The organism is Endozoicomonas sp. ALB115, assembly GCF_049310245.1.
In the GTDB taxonomy this organism is placed as follows: Bacteria; Pseudomonadota; Gammaproteobacteria; order Pseudomonadales; family Endozoicomonadaceae; genus Endozoicomonas.
Window position 1 is genome coordinate 1 of record NZ_JBLYZG010000001.1, and the last position, 26111, is coordinate 26111.

20 protein-coding genes are annotated in these 26111 nt (G+C 47.9%); 10 read left to right on the top strand and 10 right to left on the bottom strand.

All coding sequences use genetic code 11. The annotated features are described in order from the left end of the window. Positions 1-223 precede the first annotated feature (223 nt). The 3 genes from ACO6VE_RS00005 (at position 224) to ACO6VE_RS00015 (ending at position 8687) form a co-directional block, all read left to right on the top strand. Positions 224-3043, top strand: coding sequence for an insulinase family protein (locus tag ACO6VE_RS00005; RefSeq protein ID WP_422459025.1), 2820 nt, complete (start codon positions 224-226; stop codon positions 3041-3043). 117 nt (positions 3044-3160) lie between these two features. Next, complete coding sequence (locus ACO6VE_RS00010) at positions 3161-4258, top strand: enoyl-CoA hydratase/isomerase family protein (RefSeq protein ID WP_422459027.1); 1098 nt, start codon at positions 3161-3163, stop codon at positions 4256-4258. A 397-nt stretch (positions 4259-4655) separates the two neighbouring features. Continuing rightward, on the top strand, positions 4656-8687 hold the full coding sequence (locus ACO6VE_RS00015) for a PEP/pyruvate-binding domain-containing protein (RefSeq protein WP_422459029.1): 4032 nt from the start codon (positions 4656-4658) through the stop codon (positions 8685-8687). On the opposite strand, the gene ACO6VE_RS00020 is transcribed toward ACO6VE_RS00015, so the two are convergent. Next, positions 8569-9237 carry a deoxynucleoside kinase gene (locus tag ACO6VE_RS00020; RefSeq protein WP_422459031.1) on the bottom strand — a complete coding sequence of 223 codons (669 nt, stop codon included), beginning with the start codon at positions 9235-9237 and terminating at the stop codon, positions 8569-8571. The genes ACO6VE_RS00015 and ACO6VE_RS00020 overlap by 119 nt on opposite strands. A 327-nt stretch (positions 9238-9564) precedes the next feature. On the opposite strand from ACO6VE_RS00020, the gene ACO6VE_RS00025 reads away from it, so the two are divergent. Next, positions 9565-10041 carry a carbohydrate porin gene (locus ACO6VE_RS00025; protein WP_422459033.1) on the top strand — a complete coding sequence of 159 codons (477 nt, stop codon included), beginning with the start codon at positions 9565-9567 and terminating at the stop codon, positions 10039-10041. 243 nt (positions 10042-10284) lie between these two features. Here the strand turns inward: ACO6VE_RS00025 and ACO6VE_RS00030 are convergent, their stop codons facing one another. After that, positions 10285-11256 (bottom strand): hypothetical protein, encoded by a 972-nt coding sequence (locus ACO6VE_RS00030; protein ID WP_422459035.1) that lies wholly within the window; start codon positions 11254-11256, stop codon positions 10285-10287. 248 nt (positions 11257-11504) lie between these two features. On the opposite strand from ACO6VE_RS00030, the gene ACO6VE_RS00035 reads away from it, so the two are divergent. Next, complete coding sequence (locus tag ACO6VE_RS00035; RefSeq protein ID WP_422459036.1) at positions 11505-12476, top strand: hypothetical protein; 972 nt, start codon at positions 11505-11507, stop codon at positions 12474-12476. Between the two features lie 256 nt (positions 12477-12732). Here the strand turns inward: ACO6VE_RS00035 and ACO6VE_RS00040 are convergent, their stop codons facing one another. After that, positions 12733-13713 carry a hypothetical protein gene (locus ACO6VE_RS00040; protein WP_422445075.1) on the bottom strand — a complete coding sequence of 327 codons (981 nt, stop codon included), beginning with the start codon at positions 13711-13713 and terminating at the stop codon, positions 12733-12735. 330 nt (positions 13714-14043) lie between these two features. Between ACO6VE_RS00040 and ACO6VE_RS00045 the strand changes: the two genes are divergently transcribed. Together ACO6VE_RS00045 and ACO6VE_RS00050 are read left to right on the top strand one after the other, a co-directional pair. Continuing rightward, positions 14044-16095: a hypothetical protein gene (locus ACO6VE_RS00045; RefSeq protein WP_422459038.1), complete on the top strand. Its 2052-nt coding sequence runs from the start codon at positions 14044-14046 to the stop codon at positions 16093-16095. A gap of 137 nt (positions 16096-16232) precedes the next feature. Continuing rightward, complete coding sequence (locus ACO6VE_RS00050) at positions 16233-17624, top strand: NAD(P)/FAD-dependent oxidoreductase (protein ID WP_422459040.1); 1392 nt, start codon at positions 16233-16235, stop codon at positions 17622-17624. A gap of 148 nt (positions 17625-17772) precedes the next feature. Here ACO6VE_RS00050 and ACO6VE_RS00055 read toward each other — a convergent pair whose 3' ends face one another. Both ACO6VE_RS00055 and ACO6VE_RS00060 read right to left on the bottom strand, forming a co-directional pair. After that, on the bottom strand, positions 17773-18084 hold the full coding sequence (locus tag ACO6VE_RS00055) for a TusE/DsrC/DsvC family sulfur relay protein (RefSeq protein ID WP_101745945.1): 312 nt from the start codon (positions 18082-18084) through the stop codon (positions 17773-17775). A gap of 83 nt (positions 18085-18167) precedes the next feature. After that, positions 18168-18764 (bottom strand): HNH endonuclease, encoded by a 597-nt coding sequence (locus ACO6VE_RS00060; protein WP_422459042.1) that lies wholly within the window; start codon positions 18762-18764, stop codon positions 18168-18170. 430 nt (positions 18765-19194) lie between these two features. Between ACO6VE_RS00060 and ACO6VE_RS00065 the strand changes: the two genes are divergently transcribed. The 3 genes from ACO6VE_RS00065 to ACO6VE_RS00075 all read left to right on the top strand — a co-directional run bounded on the left by ACO6VE_RS00065 (position 19195) and on the right by ACO6VE_RS00075 (position 21102). Next, positions 19195-19650, top strand: coding sequence for a DUF3429 family protein (locus tag ACO6VE_RS00065; RefSeq protein WP_422445067.1), 456 nt, complete (start codon positions 19195-19197; stop codon positions 19648-19650). Positions 19651-19684: 34 nt separating this feature from the next. Continuing rightward, positions 19685-19939 carry a DUF3081 family protein gene (locus tag ACO6VE_RS00070; RefSeq protein WP_422459044.1) on the top strand — a complete coding sequence of 85 codons (255 nt, stop codon included), beginning with the start codon at positions 19685-19687 and terminating at the stop codon, positions 19937-19939. 110 nt (positions 19940-20049) lie between these two features. Next, positions 20050-21102, top strand: coding sequence for an aldo/keto reductase (locus ACO6VE_RS00075; protein ID WP_422445065.1), 1053 nt, complete (start codon positions 20050-20052; stop codon positions 21100-21102). Between the two features lie 616 nt (positions 21103-21718). On the opposite strand, the gene ACO6VE_RS00080 is transcribed toward ACO6VE_RS00075, so the two are convergent. The 5 genes from ACO6VE_RS00080 to ACO6VE_RS00100 form a co-directional block, all read right to left on the bottom strand. Next, entirely contained in the window at positions 21719-22741 is a 1023-nt protein-coding gene (locus ACO6VE_RS00080) for an ETS domain-containing protein (RefSeq protein ID WP_422445063.1), read from the bottom strand. Between the two features lie 479 nt (positions 22742-23220). Further along, positions 23221-23706 (bottom strand): hypothetical protein, encoded by a 486-nt coding sequence (locus ACO6VE_RS00085; RefSeq protein WP_422459046.1) that lies wholly within the window; start codon positions 23704-23706, stop codon positions 23221-23223. A 202-nt stretch (positions 23707-23908) separates the two neighbouring features. Continuing rightward, positions 23909-24478, bottom strand: a complete 570-nt coding sequence (locus tag ACO6VE_RS00090; RefSeq protein ID WP_422445059.1) for a hypothetical protein — start codon at positions 24476-24478, stop codon at positions 23909-23911. A gap of 143 nt (positions 24479-24621) precedes the next feature. Continuing rightward, positions 24622-25374, bottom strand: a complete 753-nt coding sequence (gene phnP / locus ACO6VE_RS00095) for a phosphonate metabolism protein PhnP (RefSeq protein ID WP_422445057.1) — start codon at positions 25372-25374, stop codon at positions 24622-24624. A 20-nt stretch (positions 25375-25394) separates the two neighbouring features. Beyond that, positions 25395-25937 carry an Lrp/AsnC family transcriptional regulator gene (locus tag ACO6VE_RS00100; RefSeq protein WP_422459048.1) on the bottom strand — a complete coding sequence of 181 codons (543 nt, stop codon included), beginning with the start codon at positions 25935-25937 and terminating at the stop codon, positions 25395-25397. Positions 25938-26111 lie beyond the last annotated feature (174 nt).

Genomic DNA, 26111 nt, shown 5'->3' on the forward strand with positions numbered 1-26111 from the left:
ATAGCCCCGCTATTCTCCTCAGAAGCAGAAATTTTTATCCTCAATTTCTCGCAATCCTCGCTACGGACGCTTAAGTCCGACAGGCTCCTGGAAAACGCAGGTGGCTGGTGATTTGCCAGCAAGCCGAATAAAACAGGATAGATCAAAAGATTGTATGATGTTCCGGACAGTGAAAGCTGATATGTTAAAAAAACTGGTGTCAATGGTTGCAGGAGTATTAACCATGGTTTCAATAGCAGGTTGTTCAATGACGACGGAGAGAGAAGCCCTTGTGACCCCGGGAGACGTAATAAAAAGCCCTGCTGATGACCGGCATTATCGCTATATCACTTTGGATAATGGTCTCAAGGTGCTGCTGATCTCAGACCCGGATACCGACAAGTCGGCAGCTGCGGTGGATGTGAATGTTGGTAGTTACCAGGACCCCGACGACCGTCTTGGGCTTGCCCACTTCCTCGAACACATGCTGTTTATGGGGACGGAAAAGTACCCGGACGTAGACAGTTACTCTGAATTTATCCGTGCCAATGGTGGCAGCAGTAATGCCTATACGACGGATGTACGAACCAATTACTACTTTGATATTAACAGCGACCAGCTGCAGCCAGCGCTGGATCGCCTTGCCCAGTTTTTTATCGCGCCCAGGCTGGATCCGAACTATGTAGAGCGGGAAAAAAATGCGGTCGATGCAGAGTATCGCCTGCACGCCAGAGAGGATGGCTGGCGTCTCTTTATGGCGCTCAATGCCACGTCAAACCCGGAGCACCCGAAGAGCCGGTTTAATATCGGCAGCCTTGACACACTGCATGATCGTGACGGGCAGCTCTGGCAGTCGTTAAAGGATTTTCATGACAGGTACTATGTTGCTGCCAATATGGGTGTGGTTGTTTATGGCAAAGAGCCACTGGACAGGCTTGAGCAGTGGGTGAATACCTCTTTTTCGATGGTTCCCCCGGGCGCAAAACCCGATTTGATTATTGGTAAACAGCCGTATACCCGGAATGAATTGCAGGCCCGTATCAATATTGTGCCATTAAAAGATACCCGGGTTCTGTCACTGGGTTTTCCCATGCCCAGTACACAGCCTTTTTACCATATCAAGCCTCTGGGCTATCTTGCCCGAATCATTGGTTACGAAGGCAAAGGCAGTTTGCACAGTTTGTTGAAAGAACGTGGCCTGATTGTTTCACTGGCAGCCTACAGCAGTGACCTGCCCAATGAGTACAGTGAGTTTACCGTTCGCATGGAGTTGACGCCTGAAGGGCTGGCCCGGGTGGATGAGATTACGGCCATGGTATTTGACTATCTTGATCTGATTCGCAGGGAAGGTCTTGAGCCATGGCTCTATGAGGAGAGCAAACAAATTGCAGAGCTGGCCTTTCGTTATCAGGAAGACCGTAACCCGCAGCAGACTGCCTCAGGGCTGGCGGCCAGAATGCACTATCTGCCACCGGAGCATCTGCTGGAAGCAAATTATCTTTATGACTCCTACGACCCTGAGCTGATCTCGGGTTATCTGGCCAGAATGACCCCGGAAAATCTGCGTCAGGTGGTCATTGCCCAGAACCTGTCTACGGATCAGGTTGAGCCGTATTTTGAAACGCAATACAGCATTCAGCCCCTTGCCGCTGAGCTGGTCACACGGCTGAAGACGCCCATTGCCCGACAGTCATTGACTATTCCTGAACCGAACCCGTTTATCGCCAGTAACCTTGAGCTGCATGACAGCGGCCAGGTCACTGAACCATCGGTTATTCTTGAACAGCCGGGATTACGGGTATGGAGCCTGACCGATACCAGATTCAATATGCCCCGTGGCAATGTACGGGTGATGATCTCTACACCGGTTGCTTCAGCGACACCTGACGATAATGTATTGATTCAGATATACAAGTCGCTGCTGTCAAGAAGTCTCAATGAGTATGGCTATCCGGCCAGGGAGGCGGGTCTCAATTACAGCATCACGGCCGGACGACGAGGGTTGTTGATCAGCCTTGCGGGATATCAGGACAAACAGGCTGTACTGCTGGAAGACATACTCAAGGCAGTGACAACCTTTAAGCCTGAGAAGAGCGCGTTTGAACAGGAACAGGCAGTGCTGGTCAGAGGGCTGAAAAACAAGAAGTTCCATGCCCCTTACCGACTGGGAATGGATGCGCTTAGCCAGGCAACCTATCCTTCCTATCCGGAGGATGATGTTCTGTTGAATGCTGCTGAAAAGGTCACTTATGAGCAATTGATTAATTATGCCCATGACTTCTACCGGCAGATTCATATAGAAATGCTGGTTTATGGTAACCACAGTCAGCAAGAAGCACTAACACTGTCGTCAATGGTTGAGTCGGCATTACTGAATGACCATAATCGTCGGGACCGTTTTGATCTGCCCTTCCACCTTCTGGGCGACACCAACCGTGTTCTGAATATGGCTATTGAGCATGATGACTCGATGTTGATCAGTTATTACCAGATTCCCAAAACGGATAACCGGGAGCGCGCTCAATACGCATTGCTGGGTCGTCTGCTGGCAAATCCGTTTTTTAACAGCCTGCGGACGGAACAGCAGCTGGGGTACGTGGTGTTTGCCGGACCTCGTCCCTTTGAGAAACACCCCGGTGTTATTTTTGTGGTGCAATCGCCCAAGCTGGACCCTATTGGTCTGGAAGGTCGTGTAGATCAGTTTTTGAACGATCAGAAAGCGGTACTGGTAGGACTGACCGACCAGGAGCTGGAACAGTACCGTCAGGGGTTGATCGGTGACCTGCTGAAGAAAGATGACAATATGGATGAACGTAATGGTCGTTTCTGGCAGGGAATTGCCAGTGGCGAGCTGGATTTTGACAATCGAGTGAAAATTGCGGATGAAATTGGCAAACTCAAGCCCTCGGATATGCAGTCTGCCCTAGCAAGGCTGGTGCAAAACAGGGGTAAGCTTGTTATTCGCTCGTTTGGCGAGCCTCACAAGAAGGCGTACCAAAAAGAGACTGACAGAATCGAATGCAACACCATTGATTGTCTGAAGGATCTGCCGGTCAGTAAATAGCTTTTATCCGGGGCAGTTATCGCTGCCCCGATCTTCAATACCCTGTTTTGGTATTTTCATTGATAATCAAGACTCAGTTACCTATGCTTTTGCCAACGGATATGGAGAGGTACGAATATGGCCGCTGATGTTCTGTTTTCCGAACTGAATGCCCGGGATAATAAAAAGATTGGTCTGATCACGCTGAATGCTGAAAAAGCATTGAACGCATTGAATCAATCCATGATTGACCTGCTGCTTCAGCAATTTTCTGACTGGCGTGACAATGATGATGTTGTGGCCGTGTTTATGCAGGGCAGCGGTGAAAAGGCCTTTTGTGCTGGTGGTGATGTGCGGGCGCTGAGGCAGGCGGTTATTGATGGCAAGCCTGAGGTGCCCGGTCATTTTTTTGCCACAGAATACCGTGTTGATTACCTGATTCACACCTATCCCAAGCCGGTTATCTGCTGGGGTAATGGCATTGTGATGGGCGGCGGTATTGGCCTGATGGCGGGGGCTGATTTCAGAATAGTGACGGATACCTCCATGCTGGCCATGCCGGAAATCAGTATTGGCCTCTATCCGGACGTTGCCGGCAGCTGGATCCTGAGCCATCTGCCCGCAAGGCTTGGCCTGTTTATGGCGTTGACCGGCTGTCGGCTTAATGCGGCTGATGCGATCTATGTTGGCCTGGCTAACCGTTTTATTGATCATGCATTTTGTGACAATGTTCTGGAGTCTTTGCAGCAAGCAGACTGGAACGCTTCAGAAGCCCACGCTGTCGTTTATTCTGTCCTGCAGAAATACCGGGAAAAAAGTGCCGGGTGGCTACCCTATTCAAAGGTGCGTGAGCACAGGGATTTAATTGCCGGACTGATGGATCAACCATCACTGGCCAATGTGATGACCGCCATTGATAGCCTTGAGACCGATGATGACTGGCTGCTGGCCGCCAGAAAAACCGCACTTCATGGTTCGCCACTGTCGGCAGCCATTGGCTATCGACAGTTACAGCGAGCACGGCACATGTCCCTTAAAGAGGCGCTTCAGAGTGAGTTGGCTTTGTCCGTCAATACGGTACTTAAGGGCGATTTCTGCGAAGGTGTCCGCTCCCGGCTGGTTGACAAGGATAAAAATCCCCAATGGAAATTTAACACCGTTGATCAGGTCGATGAACAATTGTTGAATGATCTGTTCAGTTCACCCTGGCCTGAGAATCCACTCCATGACCTCTAACTGATAGACACTGTCACCTGACACTCCCCGCCTGGGCGAAGGCTCTTAGATCGCTCCGGGAACGTTTCTGTTCCACCGTTCATTGCTCAGTGAACAGGTGGTGCCGCCCGGGCTTGGTTATCGCATAAAATTCCACATTGCGGAACGCTCCATGCCTGCGCTGCCCGGCCTTCCTGTCTTATATCTCCGCCCGATTTCGCGATGCTTTACGACGGGTTTGGTAAGTGTCTGTTTTTTTATGCCCTTTTAGAGAGCATGGACTTAATTTTTTACTGTGAACTTTATAACAATATCTTTGTCCAATTTAGGGTCATATACAGATTCCTGGCTATATCATCATTCAAAAACTAAAACACTGGTCATAATTTCATGGATATTTATGTTAGAGGGATTCTAAATGTTTCATGTTAAAGCTCATTATTTGGGTTATCAAAACCCGGCAACGAATTCAAATATTGATACCAGGTCCCTCAATTTATCCGACGGGGGCAGCAGGCCAGCCAGAAGGTATATTAACGATTATGATCCCCGTGGCAATCCTGCCGTCAACAATCCATTAGCCAGGCGTCTGTGCAGTTCACATGTGTCATCACCATTCCATCAGGCGAACCATTCCCCGCCAAACCGGGAGCAACTTGGGGGAAAGGGAATGTTTTTGCGACGCATGCAGGAAATAGGATTGTCTGTCCCACCGTTCCAATGTGTTACCGCTGAGGTAATGAATGCTCTTGAGCAACACCCTCTGGATACCCGTCTTTTAGCTCCCTATCTCTCTGGCATTAGTGAACCTTGGGTAGAGACCAGTCTGATGAACATCAGGAAATATCTCAATGCCTTGCCACCTTCAGAGCAAACCAAAAGGAATGACTGGCTGGCAGGTCTGGCAATATTTGTCGCCAGTAATGACTTTTACCAACAGGTTAAAGATTCTGAAGCGGCCAAACACATCAGGGCTCTGCGTGACCGAATATCCAGATCACAGCCGGTTATTGTCCGCAGTTCTGGCATCAACGAAGATAACTACGGCGATGCCCAGGCGGGCAAATACCTCTCTGAAGTTCAGGGAGAAGATGATGTTTTGCGCACCTGCCTTAAAGTCATGGCCTCAGGTTACCGGCCTGAATTATGTTCCGGGGGTATACCACAACCCATGGCACTGATTATCCAAAAGTGCATTAACTGCAAATATGGTGGGGTAGCCATGAGCTTTCAATCACTTCAGGGTGATAATACCGTCAGGGTTGAGTACACATCCGGTCAGCCCAGAGGCATAGTAGGAGGGCAGTCCGGTAACACGCCCCACCGCATCGACATTGTGCGCAAGGATTGCAAAGAAGGTGCTTACAACGCCCAATACATTCGCGGGACCATCTCAAGTCACTTCATCCTGGACAAAAACACAGATAATAACGGCTATTCGGAAACAGCGATTGATACTGATGCACAATCAGACGGTGATGGGTATCGACTCAGTGATGACCAGATTGAAGAACTCATGCAAGCGGTGACCAAGCTGGAAGACCTGTTGCTCTGCCCCGTGGATGTGGAGTTTGCCATCGATCATCAGGGTCGCCTGTTCCTGTTGCAGGTGCGCCCTATTACCCGGCTTCCCGGGGGTATGGAGTTTGCCATGCCCATACCCAAAGAGACCCTGGCCAGTGGCGAGGACGTCAGTGAAGGCTATTGCACCGGATCACTCTGGTTGGCCAATAAACAAGCCACAGACACTATGCCAGAGGGAGCCATTGTCGTTGCCCAGCACGCTGAAGAGTGGATGCTTGAGCCTGAATTTCTGAAACGGGTAGGGGGTTTTGCCGTTGCCACGGGAGGACGGAATGACCATGTGGGGATCTTCCTGAGACAGAAAAAAATACCCTTAATGGTGGCTGGTGGCCAGTACCCGGCAGTGGTCGCTCAGGTTGGCCAACAGGCCACGCTGGCCTGCGCCCGCTTTAACGGTAAGCCCGGTGCCTTTGTTGTTACCGGTGACCTCAGCAGAAAACTGGTCAGTTACGGGAGTCTGTCCTCTGCTTTTTCTGATGTGCCGTTAGCAAGAGACATCCCGTCATGGGAAGATTTGTCCCTCCCACAAGGCACATTCTGTCAGGTCGCCAGCGGTTTTCACTGGCTCTCGGATCAAAATGCCCGCCTGCTGTCACTGTTTGCCCCTGGCGGTGGACTGGATTGTTTGGCACACCCGATCAAACTGAGTATGTCGCCACAACGAGCACATTTAGTGGCAGAGACCAGGGACAGTGTAAACCGGCTGATTCATGGAGCTGAAGCACTGTTGGACGGTTACCGCGCATTCTTGCTGCTGGCGGGTGACAGCAGTTCAGACCGGGTCAAGTCATTGCAGGCAGAATCACTGCTGCTGATCACCCGGTTCGAAACGCTGAAACAGACCATCACCTCAACGGTAAACACCATCATCCATCCATTGCATGCCGTTGAAACATCACTGCCACCCGTGGGAAGGTTTCGTCAGTGGGTGTCAGCCTGTCATCAGTTACAATCCAGCCTTGAAGCACTCAATCCTTCGCAGGCTGAGCAGGTCCGGAGTGTCCATGAGTTAATTTTTGCCCTCCATAAACGCTTTGTTGAGGCGTTGGGACCGGTCACTATGGATTCTGGTCAGGGCAGGCTTTCTAATGAACGGTGCATCACCTATGTTGATTGCACGACTCCGGGTGGCTCGGCTGTAAAGACACCGCTATTAAATCCGTCCTGCAAACAGCTCCTCAATGATATAGGAAAATCAGGGACTGTCGTCAGTATGGATGATGCCTTGATTGTTAATCTGGTGTTAGGAAGTCATGTGTGCGTTATCGAGCTACTTGAACACGCAGAGGGGGGGAAAGGACGCATCTTGCGGCTGAAAGTTTCTGACAGTTTTAAGAAACCTGATGGCAGTGATAAACCTGGCAAGTTGAAACGCATGTGGTTTTTGGCGCAGTTACTGAAAGCGGTCGAACTGGATAAGGATGCTGATGGCATCAAGCTGAGTTGCAATGCCGTAGCAGGAGAAATTATCGTCGAATGCCCCCGAATGAAATTAAGGTCAACCATGCAGGAGGCCTTTGAAAAACTGCTGTCTGTGTTATGTGGTATGAGTGATCTGGATCTTCACCTCAAAGACAGACCCATTGTTGAAGGAGATCAGTGGAACTTTAACTTTCTTGCACAACGCCTTAACAATGATTTTTCAGAAGAAGCCAATAGATTCGCCTTCAACCATTGTCTTTTCTTATTGGCCTATAGTTTTGCGGGCATAATTTCCAGCTACTCTTCGTTATTAAGCAAATACCACCAACAATTTATTGATCATGTTCAAGGGTTAAAATGCTTGGTGATTACATCGGATGACCAACTTCAGAAAATGTTTGCGAGTGATAAGATTGATCTGGACACCCGCAGGGAACTCTTACATCATCTTTTATTATCGTCAAATTGCAAAAACGCTACCCAATTGGTTGATCTTGTGTATGACGACTTGAAAGATCAATACTATATTATCGAACCATCTTGTTGGAGTTACCGCCTGGCGTTTAAGGTTCCACCGGGTCAGCCACTTCCGGGTCATAAAGAAAAGATCAGGAATGTCCTGCTGGAGCAAGGGCTGCAGTATGCCAGCCGACGGGTTCGAAATGATGAAGACCTTGTATTACCAACCATTGCAAAGCACCCAAATGACTTGCAATATGTTAGCCAAGGACTGAAGAATGACAGAGATGTCGTCATGGCCGCAGTCACTCAACAAGGCAAACAGCTGGAATATGCAAGCCCGGATTTTCAGGATAATGTTGATGTTGTAAGGGCCGCTGTCGCACAGTGTTCGGATGCTCTGCGTCATGCAAGTGAAAGAATCCGAAGCGATAAAAGCATTATTGAAACCTTAATTGCTTATGATATTGGTCTCTTGGTTTATGTTAAGGGAGAGCTATTGGAGGATCGCGATTATTTGCTGGGCTTAATCGGACATAATCCTTTAGCTTTCAGGTTTGCTAATACTTGGCTTCGAGATGATCCTGCCTTTATCGTTTCAGCAATCGACGCAAATCCCGGAGTCTGGGAATACATACCCTCACCCATGAAAACAGAACTTGAATCTGCAAGATCACAACACAAAAGTCAGACTGAAAGTCTTCAGACTAAGGCTGCTGGTGTAAGATCCTCTGATCCTGATGTTTGTAGCTCTGTTAAGTCAAGAGCGTTCACCAATACTGGCTGCTTTTCGATTGTCAATCTTTTCGATCCTTTAATCATGACAGTCGCGCACTCTGTTCCTCCCCATGTTCTGAATGTTTCTCTCACAGATGATGGTTTTGTGCATCACAGACTGCAGGCTTCAGCGTGCCCGGTTGAATCGTTTCCAGCAGTTGTTTTGCCAGATTTTTTTCGCAGCCAAAATCATCCCAGTTCACAGTGATTAATGGTGTCCCCATTGAGCGGCAGATCTGTGGCAGGATGGCCTCATGATAGTTATGGATATCGCAGAGGTACGTCAGTGGAGTTCCATCCTCGGCACTTCTTGCCCGCTCAATCAGACGGCTATGGGCAATGTTCGGAGCGGTTCTGAGATAAATGACCGCGCTGATCACCGGATAATCCTTCAGTCTGCGCTGGATTTCACAATAATGCAGCATATAGCGTTCATCTGGTTTGACCATCCCCAGAAAGTTCGCCTGGGTGAAAATCAAATCAGAGTAAAGGGAGCGCTCAATCAGATAGTTGCGGTCAGTGGGCAACTGCTCAACAATGCTGGCCCGGCGATTGGTAATGTACTCCTGAAACTGAATACGCTTAACCGCATCATTTGGGTGGTCTGTGAACTCCTGAAGCAATCGTGTAAATTCCGGGTCATTCACAGGCTCCTGAATGGCGTCCCAGCCCAGCTCTGCTGCCAGTTTGGGAAGAAGAGTTGACTTGCCCGCAGCAATGTTGGCTTCTACAGCGACAAAGTGATTGGTTGGCTTCATTAAGGACCCCGGTGACTGATGATACAACTCATGACATTTCCGTGCTGGTCATGAGAAGGGCAGGCACTTTATGAGGTTAGGCGTCCATGATCAATAAGTAATAGGCGGAAAGGAGGTAGGCTTGGCCGTGATATGGCTTAATTGGCCCTGGCAGACTAAATGGATTGAGCCTTGTTGATATTCTCGGTGTGTTGTCAATGTCTAAAGACCCGAAAAGCGATGTAACTATTCTATAAGAGCAACTAAAAAATCAACAGTCCTTGTTGTTTGACTATTTTCTTATGAAACATTTGCAAGATGTTGAGCTGGGTCAACTTTTTGTAAGTAATGTTTGGCCGAAAAGACAGCTGGGCATTCCAGATTGGCCGTTACGAAGCCATGAACCTGTTCCCGCTGGGTAAAGACGTTGCGCTGTTTTATGCTGATGGCGCTGACAGCATTGGTAGCGGCATCTATTACTATATGGCGAAAGAGGGCCGTGGTCGTGGTGGTGATGCTGGTCAAGCTCGTATTATCGGCGAGATGGGCAACTGGACTGCCGAAGTTTCTACTGTTTACGGTGATACCGAAAGCGTACTCGAAAACAGCAGCGAGTATTTACAGGGTGTTGTTGACATTGATTCCAGCCATAACAGCTTCATGGTTCGTCCGGCAGTTAACTATCTGAGTGATGACGGCTTCTTTAGCATCAGTTTTGGTGGTGAATATGAAGTCAACGGTGACTATGTTACTGCAACAAATACAGTCACTAAGGAAAATTTGAACTTTCTGACCGCTACGGTCTGGCAGCCACCACAACCCTGAACTTTGGTGAACTGGTGTGGAACAACAGCATCGCGATGCAGGATGCCAAAGACGCCTGGGAAGCGCGCACGTTCAACACCAACACGCTTAAAGTTAAACCAAAGGCTCCTTGCTCCGGCAAAGAGCCTTTTTTTACGACCGGACTTGTTCCCACAATCCCGAGAAAGTTGCGAAACCAGAAAGCAAGCCTTTCGCAGGCCAGCTCCTATAAGGAGCCGACACCCGACTCATTGAAACCATGTGCTAGCTTTCAGCAGTTCCGGTTGCAGACGGACCTGATACCGGAGCCGAGTGATTTCTTTCAACTCCCCGCAAAATACAAACATCTTCCTGCAATCGGATCTTATCCTGTCCAAGGCGCTCCCTGTAATGGCTGTACCTGGTCTTGAGCAGGTCCTGGTAGAGTTCACTGACCGGGCGACTCTGGCGTTTGTCCAGATCTTCCGTAATGATGCGGTTAAAGATAAACATCCGCCTGGCAAGATCTTCCTGGTCTTTTGCCGGGACAGGAAACTTCGTCATCAATCGTTTGAAATCCGGAAGTTCTGTTGCAGCTTCCGGGGAGTCGATATCCCCCATACTGGCAATAACGTTGCTAATATCCTCCTTCTTCACGCCATATTCACCTTCTAACACAGCGCTGAACTCATTCATGCTTTTATTAAAGTTACTCTGGTGATCGTGGGTGTGAATACCTGCCCATAATAGCCAGAGTGACTTCCAGGAATCCTGGTATCTATTCGTCATATATTTGATAACCAAAAAGTCATCGCTGCTGTATTCATGGTCAGGCTGATCCAGCGGATGATTGAGCAGATAGGCTTCATCTTCCATGGCCTGCTCCAGTTCCTGGCTGGCATGCTCCAGTGGCGTCATGGGCCTGGCATTGGCGATGGCTCTCAATACGTTCAGTGTTGCACCCGCTGCTCCCGCTATGGCCACAGGTTTCCATGAGAACTCTCCAGTGGCTCTGGTAAGACCAACAAAGGTAACGCCAGCAATACCACCCAAAGCACCTGAAATACCACCTTTAGCGGCCATGCCTGCAAGATAGCCTGTTGATATATTGAGTTTTTTGACAGTATGCCGTCCTAATGCCGCCTGTTTGTCATCTGCGGTATATACATGCCCGTCCGGGCTCTTTATGCCAAATGCGGCATTTGATGCGCGAATTAAAGATCCGCCCAATTGCTGTTGCAAAGCTGCTGGTTCCATAAATTTTACCTTTGCTGCTGGAGTGAATAGTTATTTGAATTATCCAATATATTGCAACCGCCGCCGGACAGGTATAACAACTGGGTCAGTACCGATTGCAAGCACGTCATGAAATACTCACAGAGTCCTTCTATTTCTCTTTCAGCTGATTCTAGAGAATGATTTTCATTTTGTAATGTCGGAGAACTTAATTGGATACAGGGAGTCTGAAGATGTATTGAAACAATCAATAATAAGGGTCAGGCTGGATGAACTCTGAATTCCCGGCTCAATTAGAGGTTTCGGCTAAATTCAATGCCCTTTCCCTGGCAAGCCATTCACCGGATGCTTCTAAACCTTCTTCACCAGAGGCTCGTTTTGGGCCAAGGGGCGTCAGGCAAATACCCCCGGCTGAGTTAGATGCACATCGGCTGTGCCAAAGTAATCAGGACGATACGCTGCAAATAGGGATAGATGCAGAACCGGATGCAAGTTCGGTCTTACCTGTGCATTTGGCCGTTGCTGATTTGATCCGGCAACACGTAGAGCTTGAGTTGGCTAATGCCCCGATTTGCCCGGTATTTTTAGTGAATGGTCAAGATAGTTACAACTCTACTCGTTTCTGTTCGTCAGTAAAGGTGAAAATGCGTGAATATGGACTTTCCCGGGATGATATTGACCATGCATTGGGTCTGATGAGATGGAAGGATTCCGCCGTCACAGGAGGAATAGCGAAATGTTTTTTTGTGCAAAGCCGGAAGGTTAATGAGTGTCTGTACGAATTAAGTAAAAGAGATCAGATCCATATTGATACCGTGTTTGAGGCGTTGAGTCTTTTTTATGGCGGATGTTTTGAGGATGTTCCAGAATGGACGCCAATAAGCTTTAAATGTTTTGAAATTCCGGAACCTTTAATAATCGAAAGATACACTAAGCCAGCTGAATATGCTCATATTCCCTATCTGAAGATCGAAAGAGAAAAATATATCATTGACAGAAGCGCTGAAATTTTAACCGATACTCACAACATCTTTCACAAAACGATACACAGTGACAGGAGTGATAGTGAAAAGGTGGCATATCTGCGGAATATGTTAGGCCCAGCTCCATCAGCTGTTCCTGTTGAAAATGCATCAGATGCCAGCTCAACCGGGAGTGAGCAGCACGGTTTGTCAGCCCAGAAAATTCTTGCACGTATTGGTGAGGCTGTTTTTAAAAGATGTGCAGAAATTTCTGGATGAAAATGTTTGGGGGCAAAAGAACACCCTGGGAATTATTGACCGGCTAAAGCATATGTTTCCGGACTTTTCAGAAGAATGATTGTTTTTTTCATCGTGCATGAAATGATTCAATTTTCTCCTTTTTCTCTATTAAGTTCCTCTGGGATTTCCTTAATTATGCTTTGCCATCAACCTGAAGCTGCTCCAGCCTCAGCAGGATATTCATTACGACGTGCTCAAAATAGACCAATATGTCAGCAAAAAGTTGGAACGCCGATTACTGACGATAACTATCAAACCCATCTGCTTTTGTGGCGTATTCATTAATTGTTTTATTAAGATCCTCTGGAATCTCCTTCAATGGTGCTTCGGATGGTGTGAATTCATACAATGTGAATAATGCATCCAGAGTATCTCGGAAAACTTTTACGTCCCGGGTAAACAGAATAACGGTAGAGCAGAAGTTAGCTACCGTATTGGAAGAAGATTCCGGATAATACCCATTCTCCAGCTCCTCTTTTATAAATTTAATATCTATCTGGTCGGCATAGTACTTACGTCCATATTCAATATCTCTCTGGTGGGCATAGTTCTCATGAGCTGTTGCTTTGAGTAGCTTGTCACAAAATTCAGTGAGTGCCTTTTTTTGATGATCAGTAGGCCCCTCGGTTTTGCTGCACTGACCAGTACTCTCGAACAATCGATAGATCGCTTTGGAACATCGGCTGAAATCAGAGGGGGTCATCGTAACAAGCTTGAATAAATCCAGTGTGGCTTGTGGGAAATTAGGTCTGTAATCATAATGGTGAAAGAATCTTTTATTGAGCTGAGTGGCAATTCTGGTCAGGCCGTGAGCCTTGGCAGTAATTTCCTTTTGATTTTTACTATCGATTATTTTCTCAAATTCAGATACTTCTTCGTTAAATCCCTTTACCAGTGTGTTTAAACCTTTTAACAAATCAGTATTTTCATCTGCTTGCATCAGTTGTCTGATTGGAGATAATCTTGTTGGGATACTCACACTACGTTCAGATAAATGCGAGCCAGAATGAGCTCCAGCTAATTCACTAATACTAATCTGATACTTATCAAGCAGGTGTTTAATAATTTCCTTCGCTTCTACACAGGCTATATCCCGGGGAAGAAAGTCTAAGGCGTTCAAAAAACCTTCTCTTGCAGCTCTTTGATATGGGGGTAGTGCTTCAGTGGGTCGTTCATTAAATGTGGGTGGCGTGTTGTTGTCAGATCTAATATCCAATTTTAAATCCTCGTCAATTATTTTTTAGCGTAAACGTGAAGCTGTTCCAGTCTCAGCAGGCGATTCATTACGACGCAAGCATTGTAAACCAATCTGTCAGAAAAAAGTTGGAACTTTTCTTCTGAGAAACAGAAAAAGATTCGTACTACTGACCGGCTGAAGAATATGTTCTCAGATTTTTCGTAATGATTTTACGGTTCAGAACATTCCTCATTTGGCAGTGAACTAAAACTTTTCCCTATGGTCAGAATTCCATGTTGGATGTGTCAGAAAATCATAATTGGCACATCTTCTAGAGATCACGTGTAATACTGTCATGAAGAATTGACCATGTTAACTACTACTGCCAGTCCCACCATTTCTCAACCAGAAATAGCAACATCCGCCAACTCATCAGAAGTACCTGCTTCCCCTGCAAATTGGCTAAGCCCAGTGCTGGATTGTGCTTATGGGACTGTCAGCGCTCTTCACAAGATTACGCGCAAGATCGTATCTGCTCCTGCTCAGACGTTTATTTTTCTGGCCCTGGCGAACAGATGTATAGCACCGGTGAATGCCTCCCCTCATTCTCCATCCTCGGTCACTCCTGCAACAATGGGGTTGGGGCCGTCGGTTAATGTACCCTCTGCACCCCCTTATATACCGCCACCACCTGAACCCGGGTGGATGGCTACGCTGACAAGTGGTCGTCCTGCTTATCGGGACCATGAACGCCCCCGTACTGCAAACCGTGGCTCACCGGCAAGAAACGGCCGACCCGGTATGGACAGGGTCACTCCGCCCCGCCCTGAGAACCGGTGTGTTGAAAAGAACCTGTTCCCCTTCTATTCAGGACCACGGATAAGCCTTGCCTGTCCCGGAAAGATTTTGCCATTGGATCAAAGCCGCAATGTACGACATGAGTACCTGCAGTGTGGCAGTGCCGAATCCTCCTGGACTCGCTATCCGGATCCGTTGGATGAAGCCGCCTGGCATGCATTGAAAAAAACAGACCCTGATCAGGCCGTCCAATGGTTGCGCGACCTTCCGGCCCCGGAGTATGGGGGCATTTTGGACTACCCGATTGACCTTATCTGGAAGTGGGAAGATTGCCGACTGATTAAGGATTCGGCTATCTGTGGGACTTACCGGGTATGTGATCAACAAACGCCCACCGGACAAAATCGACGTCAGTCCGATACCAGGAATTGCAGGGACGTTGCCCGAAGTTGCTACGCCGATGTTGCCCAGGAGGGACGCAGTCCCTGTGGCATGGGCAAACTGGTCTATAACGTGAAATTTGTGAAAAAAGACTCGCCTGACTTGAGTCCTGGCCGACCCGGGGTTATCACGCGTCTGGCCAATGGTTATGACCTGTTACCTGGTGAAAAAGAGCAGCTGTCGGTCAGCATTTTTTGCCCGGCCAATGGTTATGACCTGATACGTGGTGAAGAAGGGCAGCTGTCGGTCAGCAATTTACGCTCGCCTTCGGTTCGGCTGAAACCAACGCTGAATATTAATGACCCAAAGAATGCCTACCAAATTCACACACGCAATAATAATCTGTGGCAGCCTGCCTCCCTGCAATGTCGCCTGAACGGTTTTGACAATGTCAGTTTTGAGGTGCTCACCGATCGGCGAATTCTATCCAGTCCACCCAATACTCTCTGGTTCCCTGGCGGCGATATGTCGTCAGCCATTGTGTGGGGGGGCGCATTTGATCTGAACGGGGACTATCAATCCAGGGGCTATCCTTGTGGATTAATCGTCGAAGACACAGCAAGTTACACCTTCAAAGATCTGTCGTTATCAACCATGTCTGCCGAAACATCACCACTGATCAGGGTGCAGCTTTACGAATCCACCTGGCTGGGAGAGCGGCTGAAATCCACCGCCTATTTTGATGACCATATCCAGCTGCTGGTGGACCCCGTGCCAGATAGCGGGGCCAGTGATACCCTCAGAGCTTCGACACGCTACCAGCTCAGTTTCGATTATGGAGTCGGGGCAGCAATTTACCGGACTTATTTACCCGGGCTCATCTATTATCCGGGGCGACTGTTATTCTCCCCTGATGCGTTGAGCTTCGAAGATTATCTGGCTCCTGATAGCCGATACACGTTCAAAGTAACCATGAATCTGAAAAATATGCCGTTCTACTACCAGCCCTGTGCATCAGAACCTGCAGCTCCGGATTGCCAATGGTATGCATTATGGGGGTTGTTCAGCCCGGGGCGATATGAATCACGCAGTTTCTCCCTCAAAAGCCTGGATATTACCGTCACAACTCCACCGCAAGTTGAACTGAGAAGCTGGCAGCCGACATTCTGGGAGTTTGTACGGTACGCTCAGTTTATCGCTCCGCTTTATGTGGCCTGCAAAGTGGTAATGGCGGGGAATTAATGCTGAATACCCATCAGGGGGGGCAGAGTGCTGACTACAGCAAAATAAATGCCCGTCTATGGAACCTTTTGCTGGCCGATTTGTCAAAAAACAAAAAAATATTTTTAACTACCTTGATATCATTTCATGGAGGAAATATGACTGCGTTCTCTTTAGTACTTACATCGATATTAGTATTCTTCAGTGGTCAGCTCCAGGCTTGGGATACTACCGGTGAAAAGCACCACGATGTTGTCGTTATTGGCGGTGGGCTGATGGGTAGCGCCGCTGCCTGGCAGCTGGCCCGGGACGGCAAAGAGGTTATCCTGCTGGAAAAACAGGATCGAGAATACAGTCAGGGTTCCAGCAAAGGGCTGACACGCATTGCCAGAAGTAACAATCTGGGCAGCGATCTGTGGTCTTACCTCCACAACCGTTCGGTTCAGGAAACCGCAACGCTGGTCACCTATCTCGGTAATCAGGGCGACGATACCTCGATGTCTGCTGTCTACCAGACAACACCCGTCAATTATATGAGGCCGCTGAAAGCGGCTGATGCCATTATTGCTTCCTCTGAACGACAAAAGGTGGACTACAAATTAGCTCGAACGCCGGAGGAGGGAATGGAGATGTTTGGTGTTCAGCTGCCGGAGGGGGTTTTTCTGCATCGTGAATTCAATGAGCACTCAGGCACCCTTAATCCTGAAGCACTGATCTCACTGCTGCACAGGGCCATTAAACTGAAAGGAGGCACAATTGTTTACAATGCTTCCGTTAGCGATATTCAACAGCAGGGTAACCACTACCTTATTGCCAGCAAAGATTCGCAAGGTTCTGAAAGGAAATTGACAGCCAGCCAGATCGTCAGCGCTTCGGGTCCTCACACCGGCCCATTGCTAACTGAGCTGGCACCCTACATGGATAAACTGATCACGCCAAAGCGGGTATTTCTTGCGTTCCTGCAGATCAGTCCGGCGAAGTATCATCAACTTGAGGATCACGCCCGCAGTCAATTGAGACGCGCCTATCCGGTGATTAACAGCTCCGCTGGCACCCGGGAGGGGAGTTTTTATTCCATGTTTGAATCTTCTGGTGCAGATGGAAATCCGGTCATCAAGATTGGCGGCCATTTCCAGCGCAGCGACATCAACAGTCTGGACGATGTCTGGCACCAGGCGTTGTCCGAAGAGGAGATTCGCTGGAGCATTGAGAACACCGGTCGGTATTTACGCATGCATGGGGTGCCGGTGAACGATGAGGATCTGCAACTGGTTGACGATGTTTCCTGTGTCTATAGCCTGACCAGTACTGAGGTACCCATTGTTTCCCAGCTGGTCGCGCCATCCGGTGACATGGACAGCAACTTCGTGGTGATCGCCGGAATGTCCGGAGTCGGTGCCAAAGGAGCCATGACCTACGGAAGAATTGCCGCCAACCTGCTTCAGGGCAAGAGCGAAAATGATTCTGGTTATCTGGAGGCTGTGGAAGCCGTTGGCTTTACCAGACTCAAAGAGGATGTTGATCAACTGCAGGTAAGCCCGGAAAAATAAGGCATTGAGAACCGACCGTGTCCTGTTGAGCAGTGGCTGGTGTCACTGTCATCAATCAGCAGGACTTTGTTGTGGTTTGGTTTCCATCTGCCCATATTACAGATGTGAGTATGCCTTCTATTTCCCGGCAGAGTAGCTTCTTTGACGGTCAGAAGCAGTTGGTAGGACGGGGCAGTCCGGCAATTCGGGCAGCAACTCTGGCCGGGCTTTCAGGAAAAAGCGTCATTAGATAGAGGCTGTTCCCTTTGTCTTTGCCAAGGGTATTGGCAATATGCTTAACAAAAGGTCGCTGGTTTGGGGCCAGTTCATATTGTTGATAGAACGCCCGCAGCGCGTAAATCACTTCCCAGTGCGCTTCAGTGAGCACTATACCCTCAAGCGCCGCCAGCTCTGTGGCAGCTTCTGTATTCCATTCGTCAAGGTTGGCCAGGTAGCCATCGTTGTCGAGATTCAGGGGCATTGCTGATTCCAATACAAAAAAATGAACAGGGCGGGGAGTTTACACCGGAGCCCTGTACATAGACAGGGGCTTCAGCTGACGATTTAAATGGGTTGCAATATGCTGGATGATGTATTGCGATTACGGCTTTTCCAGCGACAGTTTTTGGAAAACTGGGTTCTGAGATAGTCAGCCTGATCCGGCAGGATTCGCTGGCTGTTGACCAGGGCAAGATATTCGGCAGCATTGGGTCGATAGGGCAGGGCAATCAGTGACATCTCGGTGTTTTCCAGCAGCTTGTCTCCTTTAAACTGATTACAGCGTCGGCAAGCAGCAACAACGTTCATCCAGTCATCAGCGCCTCCCTTGGATTTTGGCACAATATGATCCCGGGTAAGCTCCCTTGTTTTGAAGAAACGGCCACAATACAGGCATTGATGATTGTCTCTTTCAAACAGTGAGAAATTGGTAAGGGTTGGATTGTTTCGGCAGGGAAAAAGCCGTTTACCGCCACAGGCAACGATACTGGGGAGTTCGATAATCGTTCGATCTCCATGCCACCGGTTATAGCCGCCATGGATCCGGTAAATAATATCTCCCAGGCTCCAGCGAACCAACTCTCTTGAGTAGAGGCATACTGTTTCCTGCCAGGTAAGCCACTCAACAGGCTGGCCAGCAGTATTCAACCGCAGAATATACACGACAGAGGCTCCCGTTTATCAGTCCCTGATAAAGGTCAACCTGACGGGCCATTGCCACTCACGATCAACGCATCCGCTGAGCAGAGTTCTCTTTAACCGGGCAGGCCGCTGCGACCTTAAAGGTCGTTTGGTTAATCATTTTATCGGCTCTATTATTCTGATTCGTATCCATTTCAGGCTAACACATTCATTCAGCATTAATAAACCCGGAGCAATGATATGGCATGATCCATTCGATCTGACCATTCGTACAGATAGGGCGTAGCTCACCTTTACTGGCAAAAGCTGAGTGAAAATATGTATGAAAGCTCCCTTTTTTTATGATGTGGCTCGCCACATCTGGCTGAGAATCCTTGCTCGCTGGCAGAATAAGCCCTATACCTGTGAGGTTGAATGTTTAGACATCACTGTGAGACCAAAGGAGAACCGAGTGGATCGCTTTCAACGACTCATGTACTGGCTTGCCTGGCTTGGGATAATGCCTTTTATTATTACGCTGTCTCTATCCATCAGGGACCAGTCTCTGTTTGATAATACAGGGGAGCAACTGTTCATTATTTATTCCATCATTATCAGTAGCTTTATGGCCGGTTCTTTATGGGGGCAGGCCGTCTACAGTGAGAATCAATCCAGAAGCATTTTTAAAGTACTGGCCAGTAATGCCATTGCACTCTCGGTATTCGGAGGGCTTCTGGCAGGGCTGGCGAATCATCAGATGCTGGTGTTACTTGCCATCGGTTATCTGGCAACACTGATTATTGAGTGCGTTCATACGGAGCCTTTGGCCGATGGTCGGGTAAAGTCTTACCTTTCCATGAGAGCAACTGTCACTCTTGTGGTGTTTATCTTGCACTGTTTTCTCTATGCCTCCCTGAAAATTACGTAAGCGGGGAGCCTTGCTTTTCTGAAGGAGTCAGTCAGTGGATCAACATATCGATATTCAAAAGTGTCTTTTGGCATTTGCGCGCATTCTGGGCAAGGGTGAACAGGTGGCCGGGGGCTACTTCCTGGAAGGTGTTACCGCAAAGTCAATGGATGATGGCTATACCGTTATGCTGGGCAATAGGGATTGTCAGCTGTCCATCTATTTTCATAATAAATTCGGGATTGAGTCCCCCAGCCAGAAAAGTACAGACGCTTTTATTAAGCTGCTTTATCGCATTGCCGAGCAATAGTTTGCTGTTCACCAGGACCAGTCAGCAGTGTTGATTTGATTATTCTCCTGATTGTGTTTTTCTATTACTGTAATATGCATTAACCCTTAAAAATACCGGGGAGTCGGTCAGTGAAAAAAATTAAACTGGGATGCAGTGAACTGCAGGTGACAGAGGTCTGCCTGGGATCCATGACCTGGGGACAGCAGAACTCTCTGAATGAGGCGTTAGAGCAGATTGACTTCGCGCTGGACCAGGGAATTAACTTTATCGATACGGCCGAGATGTATCCGGTTCCCCCTGATGAGCAGACCAGCGGTGAAACTGAGCGCTGCATTGGTGAATGGATCCGGGCCAATCCGGGCAAGCGTGATGAGGTTGTCATTGCCACGAAAATTGTCGGTGTGGGACTACCGTGGATACGTAATGGCAGCCCAATCAGTGGTCAGCGTATTAAAGAAGCGGTGGAAGGTTCTCTGAAACGCCTGAATACAGACTGTATTGATCTTTACCAGCTGCACTGGCCAAACCGGGTCTCTCCCCATTTTGCCAGACACTGGCCAGGGATGGTTCCCCATACCCAGGTGGATCGAGCGCGGCAGGAAGCGGAAATGGTGGATATTCTTCAAGGGCTGGATGATTGTATTAAAGCGGGGAAGATTCGTTATTGCGGCCTTTCAGATGATACGCCCTGGGGCATTGGTGAGTATGTGCGGCTGAGTGAGAAGTATGATTTGCCCAGGATGGTATCTATCCAGAACGAGTTCAGCTTAATACATGCCAAGGACTCACCCTATGTATTGGAATCCTGTGTATTAAATGATGTCGCTTATCTGCCCTGGTCGCCACTTGGCGGTGGAGTGCTGTCTGGCAAGTACCGAAATGGACAGATTCCGTCGGGTTCCCGTTGGTCTTTTCAGCAGAGAAATGGTCTCTTCCGCAATACCCCAATGACTCACAAGGCGATTGAAGGCTATCATGGGGTAGCTAAGCGCCATGGGTTCTCCCTGGCACAGATGGCACTGGCCTGGGTATATCAAACAGAGGGTGTAACATCGACGATTATCGGAGCCAGTTCACTGACGCAGCTTAAGGAAAATATTGATGCCTGCCAGCTGAAATTATCAAAAGAGGTGCTGGGCGAGATCAATGCTGTATTCCGTCAATACCCGGTACCTTTTTAAAGCAATCGGTCGCTGAGGGTGTTTCTCCCAGCCAACAATGTTCAGATACAGATAAATGCCAGGTCAACTTCATCGGTTTACTCCTTTTCCATTATTTCCATCTGCAGGGAAAGGGTTTCAACCTGATCAAGTTCCTCTGAAGACAATGGGCGATAAAAACGTGGATACTCCCAGCCAAATCCCCCAGCGGAACGGTGTGGGCCATAATGGACTGCCGCCAAACCGAACTCCGGCATACATTACAGCGCCAATCCGGGGATGGCCCGCTTCTCTGAGACACTGTCGCAATGTCTGGTCTGAATGTAATCGGCCTTCTTCGGTGCCGCCCTGGCAGTAAGTAAAATCATGACTAACACAGCAGTGCAACCATTGATCAGGCTGGGATAATGTGCCATTCGGAAACAGGCTGCAGCCATCACTGACAAAGGGTTTTAACTCACTTTGATAATAATTGTTGTTATTTTCATAAATTCGTCTTTGTGGGGTTATAACTCAAGCACTCCAGTGTTGCCGTCACTGGTGGTCAGTGTCAAGGATTCATGGTTTGTCAGGGCAGTTCCATTCCCGGTGAGGCCGTGAGCAAGCCTACGAGTGGGGGCTCCTGGTTTGACTTTACTCAACGCATGAGTCCTATGGTTTTAAAATAATCAGCAACAACAGGATTCGATAGATTAAAGCGATAATGCAGTCTTGGCAGGTGGGTGCCATACTGATCAAATTTAGTAATTATGCCTGCGGTATAATAATTCCTGATTGATCTTGCAATATTTTCAAAGACGACGGGGGTTGTTCTTTGTCTGTGAGTGGTCCATTGCTCTGAAAATTTGTCGAGATCTTTAAATTCAAAGATACCTTGTCTAATATTTACCCAGGCAGTGGAGTTATCTCGATTATGAATAATATTATGTAATATAAATTTCCAGAGAGAATTTACTTTACACAAATTTTTATTTATTTGATCAGATTTTGGCTCACTTAATTGATGCTGATTGCAGAAGGCATATCTTTCCACCGGGGAGTAACCAACTTTCGGGCTATAGTGAGTGTAGGGATAGGGGAGAAGACTCTTTTCCTTTTCAGTGTATTTTGCTCTGGCACCTGAATTTGCAACCACCTGACTCTCCGGATTTTTTTCAGTACCTGTAAAATTATTCGTCATAGCTCCACTTTGCATGAATGAATTTAAAAAAGTATCTGATGAATCAGGATCTGTTTTTGTATAGGTAAACTGAGTATTTCTACTATTAGTTGACATAGAGTTATGTGCCAATTTATCAGATTCTTCATAAAACTGTGGTTGCCTTATTATGCCAGCTTCAGAAAAATAGAGGTGCATAGTTTTAGAGATGTTACTTTTTATCCTTGGGTTGTCATTAGAAGTGTTTTGTAAGCCACAAGGAACACTTAAATGGTTAAAACGTTGATAATTAATCTCCATCTGTCTTTGTGATAAGTTGGTTTGATGTTGTCTTGAGTTGAAGTGGTCGTTTGTAAATATTTGACGTGTGGTGGTATAAGGGGTGTATCTCAGGTGTTTTTCTTTATTCCGTACCGTTGTGGAATATCTTCGGTGAAGTTGATCATCGTTAGGGTTAGCTATTTTATTTAATGTCTTGTTAGCAGATATCGGGTTGCTCATAAAAAATTGACCCTGTATTTTATTGGTCTTTCTCTTTGTCAATGTTATATGGCTAAAAGTTCCATCTTTGAGTCATCTTTTTTGTCAGGTGGAACCACTTTTCAATGTGTTGATACATATTCATTGTCGCTATGTTCAAAAGATAACATTATGATAGTGTTTCCTTCTTGCGCGCCTGATTGCGTTGCCTCTGATACTCCCTTTGGATCTTCCTTCGATACTCTGCATAATCGGGATTATTCTTGTAGCGTTCTCTCTGGTAATTTCTGAAGCGCTCCCTTTGTTTCTCTGCGTAAGCGGGATCTTTGCAGCGCTCCCTGTAGCGTTCCCTTGCGAGTGCCAGGTAAGCAGGATTTCTTTTCCGCGCCCTCTGTTGTTGTGCGTAATTGGGGTCATTCTTGTAGTACTCTTTTTGACGCTCTCTTTTGCGCTGCGCGAACTCGGGATCATTCCGGTAACGCTCCCTCTGGCGCGCCCTTTTACGCTCCTTTTTGACGTTCTGCCTCAGCAGGATCTTTACAACATTTCCTGTTGCGCTTCACTGTCAGGGTGGAACTTGCATCCGGGACCTTATCTCTTGACCGGGCTGAATCACCTGATGAACCAATACCTAAAATAGACTGGATCGAAAAACGTTCATTAGCGGGAATATATTTTGGTGCATGATTATGCTTCTTCAGCCCCATTCTGACTGGCAAGTGATGTTCAGGGTTATAAACGATGACTATCGATCTTTTTTCAAACCGGGGATCCTCAAGTGGATTATGAAAATGCACCGTTGGCTGCTGAAGGTAGTTCTCAGGAGTTTCATTAGTGGACACAGCGCATGGAACAGTAGCTGTTTCTGCAACATCACGGGAGAAGGCCTGACAAAATCTGCCCGATTCAGAAAAAGCGGTATCTTGAAAATAAGAGACGTGGTACGAAACTGTATATATTGGCTCGGAAACAGTAGCTATATCCATTGAATTATTGAATTATGGAACTCTAGCTTTCTGACCACTCTTTTTACATAAAGTTCCCCACCTGACACAACTCATTTGAAATCTTTGTTATGGATTGTCTGAATACCCATATGTCATGTCAGGGACTGCGGTGAAGGCAGTCGCTACTGAAGGCAGGATGATTGACGGGGTGATTATGTGTGGGTATTAACGCTTCTCTGCACTATTCGAGATTCTCTTCCCAGTCATCAATCAACCAGTCACCGGCCATCCAGTACTGGTCAATATCCATGCTACGCACTGGGTCATCACCTCGATCAAACATGTCCTTGCCTTCTTTAAAGGCTTCTAAACACTCGTCTGCCAGTACCTGCCCATGAATGTTCAAGCCAGTGGAGAATTCATCCGGAAAGTGCTTGAGGCTTTCAGCCAGTCCCTGGCTTGGGTCAGATGGCCACAATTTTTTCAGCACAGCGCGGGAAGCGCCGTAGGTGATCTCATCAATATGAGTTCCCTGACAGTGAGCCCGGTAGATCGCCATCAGGCTCAGGTCATCGGGCTCAGCAGTGGTGATCATTATCAAGGGCTGTTTCTGCTGGCAGTCAAACTCACTGGCTAACAGGTGAAGCGCCAGCCCTTCCGCAGAATAAAGGGGGCTGATATGGCAGGCATTGCAGGCAGTAATCAGTATCTGTCCAGAGGCATCAAGAATACAGGCTGTATAGGGCGATGCAGGGTTTGCATTGACGCCAAGCTCCAGCAGCTCACCCATCAACTCGGTGTAATCAGACATGTTGATAACTCCAGATCACCGTGATCCCAACAGGCGGTCAAGACTCACAGTCATCGATATTGAGGCATGCTTAAACATAGTTGATGGCCAGCGTTTTGTCTGCCCATAGTCCTAACCCGGATATTTCATAAACATGCTCCTGCCTAAAGGGTGATTACCAACCCATCATGGCCAGCTTCAATATTTTTTGGTAACGGATTGGTATTCATCCAGTTATCAAGCTCATGGCCAATATGGGTAAGAATCGTGCGTGATGGTTGTATCCTCTGGTGCAACTCCATAACATCATTCAGGCTGTTGTGAGCTCCGGGAGACGCTGACATGTCCGGAGGGTAACTACAGTCAATAATCATGACATTGACCGGATTGCTGGTAAAAAAGGTGAGGGTCTCCTCTGGCAGTCCCAGGGTATCCGTCAGGTAGACCAGTGTCCTGCCATTACGGTGAAAAACATAGCCCATGGTTGGGCGTGAGTGACTGAGGGGAACAGGGGTTATCCTGACACCATTGACAGTAAAGGGAGCGAAGGGCGTCACTGTCTGACTGAAATCCAGAATGCCGGAATGTTTCAACAGCTCTTCCGGGGCATCCGAGGTGTCTGGCCCGGTCACGGATATTTTCAGGCCACTTCCCCAGCGCAGGCTGAATAAACCGGCAATATGATCCATATGGTAATGGGTCAGAATAATCTGTTTCAGGGAGCCTGCTGGAAAACGATCTTCAATATCCGTAAGCCCTGCATCAATAAGCATCATTTCATTGTCGGACTCCAGGATGGCGGAAGCCGGGCGGCGAGCGAGAAAAGGGTCCATGATGGCTTTAATGCAGGCGGGGCAGTCACAACCATAAACCGGGCATCCTTTCACGCTGCCTGTGCCGGTCAGGGTAAACTTCATCGGGAACTCCATAAAAGACTCTATAAGCTGAGGGGCAGTACCGTGGTGGATTTAATGGCAGAGAGAGCCAGGGCCGTTTTGATCTGGCTGATACCGGGAATTTTCATCAGTTCTTCCATCAGGAAAAAAGAGAGTGCGTGCTGATTTTTGGCCACCACCTTTAACAGGTAATCGCCATCACTGCCAGTGATGGCATGACACTCCATAACCGGAGACATGTCCAGAATGGCCTCTTTGAAATGGGTTGCAGAGTCCGGGGTATGGTTATCCAGGGAAACCGTGATAAAGGCTTCAACATCCAGGCCAACCGCCTGCGGGTTCAGTAAAGTCACCTGTTTCTGTATATAGCCTTTTGCCTTCAGCCGACTGATACGGCGGGAGCATTGTGATGCAGAGAGGCTGACCAGCTCTGCAAGACATTGCAGGGATAGCGCATCATTCTTCTGGAGTGCAGACAAAAGTCTGATGTCGTAGGTATCCAATACATTTCTGCTCGCCATCCGATCCCTCGCTGTGTTGTTGGCCACACTTCTGATCAATGCAGACAGACCCGGATTAAGCATCTTCTCTAACCGGAATAATGCACTTCTTTCATTAACAACCTCCGGCAATCAGGGCTGCTGCCGAATTTATTGGCAGGATCCCGACATAACTGGCTGCTTTCAGGTAGTGTAAGCCCGGTTTGATGGCTCCGCCAATTCATCTGATGCAAACCTTTTGTATCATCTTGCGTAATG

Excerpts from the sequence above, each read along its gene's own strand:
- ACO6VE_RS00005 (WP_422459025.1), top strand. The coding sequence starts at position 224 with ATGGTTTCAATAGCAGGTTGTTCAATGACGACGGAGAGAGAAGCCCTT.
- ACO6VE_RS00010 (WP_422459027.1), top strand. The coding sequence starts at position 3,161 with ATGGCCGCTGATGTTCTGTTTTCCGAACTGAATGCCCGGGATAATAAA.
- ACO6VE_RS00015 (WP_422459029.1), top strand. The coding sequence starts at position 4,656 with ATGTTTCATGTTAAAGCTCATTATTTGGGTTATCAAAACCCGGCAACG.
- ACO6VE_RS00020 (WP_422459031.1), bottom strand. The coding sequence starts at position 9,237 with ATGAAGCCAACCAATCACTTTGTCGCTGTAGAAGCCAACATTGCTGCG.
- ACO6VE_RS00025 (WP_422459033.1), top strand. The coding sequence starts at position 9,565 with ATGTTTGGCCGAAAAGACAGCTGGGCATTCCAGATTGGCCGTTACGAA.
- ACO6VE_RS00030 (WP_422459035.1), bottom strand. The coding sequence starts at position 11,256 with ATGGAACCAGCAGCTTTGCAACAGCAATTGGGCGGATCTTTAATTCGC.
- ACO6VE_RS00035 (WP_422459036.1), top strand. The coding sequence starts at position 11,505 with ATGAACTCTGAATTCCCGGCTCAATTAGAGGTTTCGGCTAAATTCAAT.
- ACO6VE_RS00045 (WP_422459038.1), top strand. The coding sequence starts at position 14,044 with ATGTTAACTACTACTGCCAGTCCCACCATTTCTCAACCAGAAATAGCA.
- ACO6VE_RS00050 (WP_422459040.1), top strand. The coding sequence starts at position 16,233 with ATGACTGCGTTCTCTTTAGTACTTACATCGATATTAGTATTCTTCAGT.
- ACO6VE_RS00055 (WP_101745945.1), bottom strand. The coding sequence starts at position 18,084 with ATGCCCCTGAATCTCGACAACGATGGCTACCTGGCCAACCTTGACGAA.
- ACO6VE_RS00080 (WP_422445063.1), bottom strand. The coding sequence starts at position 22,741 with ATGAGCAACCCGATATCTGCTAACAAGACATTAAATAAAATAGCTAAC.
- ACO6VE_RS00085 (WP_422459046.1), bottom strand. The coding sequence starts at position 23,706 with ATGGATATAGCTACTGTTTCCGAGCCAATATATACAGTTTCGTACCAC.
- ACO6VE_RS00090 (WP_422445059.1), bottom strand. The coding sequence starts at position 24,478 with ATGTCTGATTACACCGAGTTGATGGGTGAGCTGCTGGAGCTTGGCGTC.
- phnP (WP_422445057.1), bottom strand. The coding sequence starts at position 25,374 with ATGAAGTTTACCCTGACCGGCACAGGCAGCGTGAAAGGATGCCCGGTT.
- ACO6VE_RS00100 (WP_422459048.1), bottom strand. The coding sequence starts at position 25,937 with ATGCTTAATCCGGGTCTGTCTGCATTGATCAGAAGTGTGGCCAACAAC.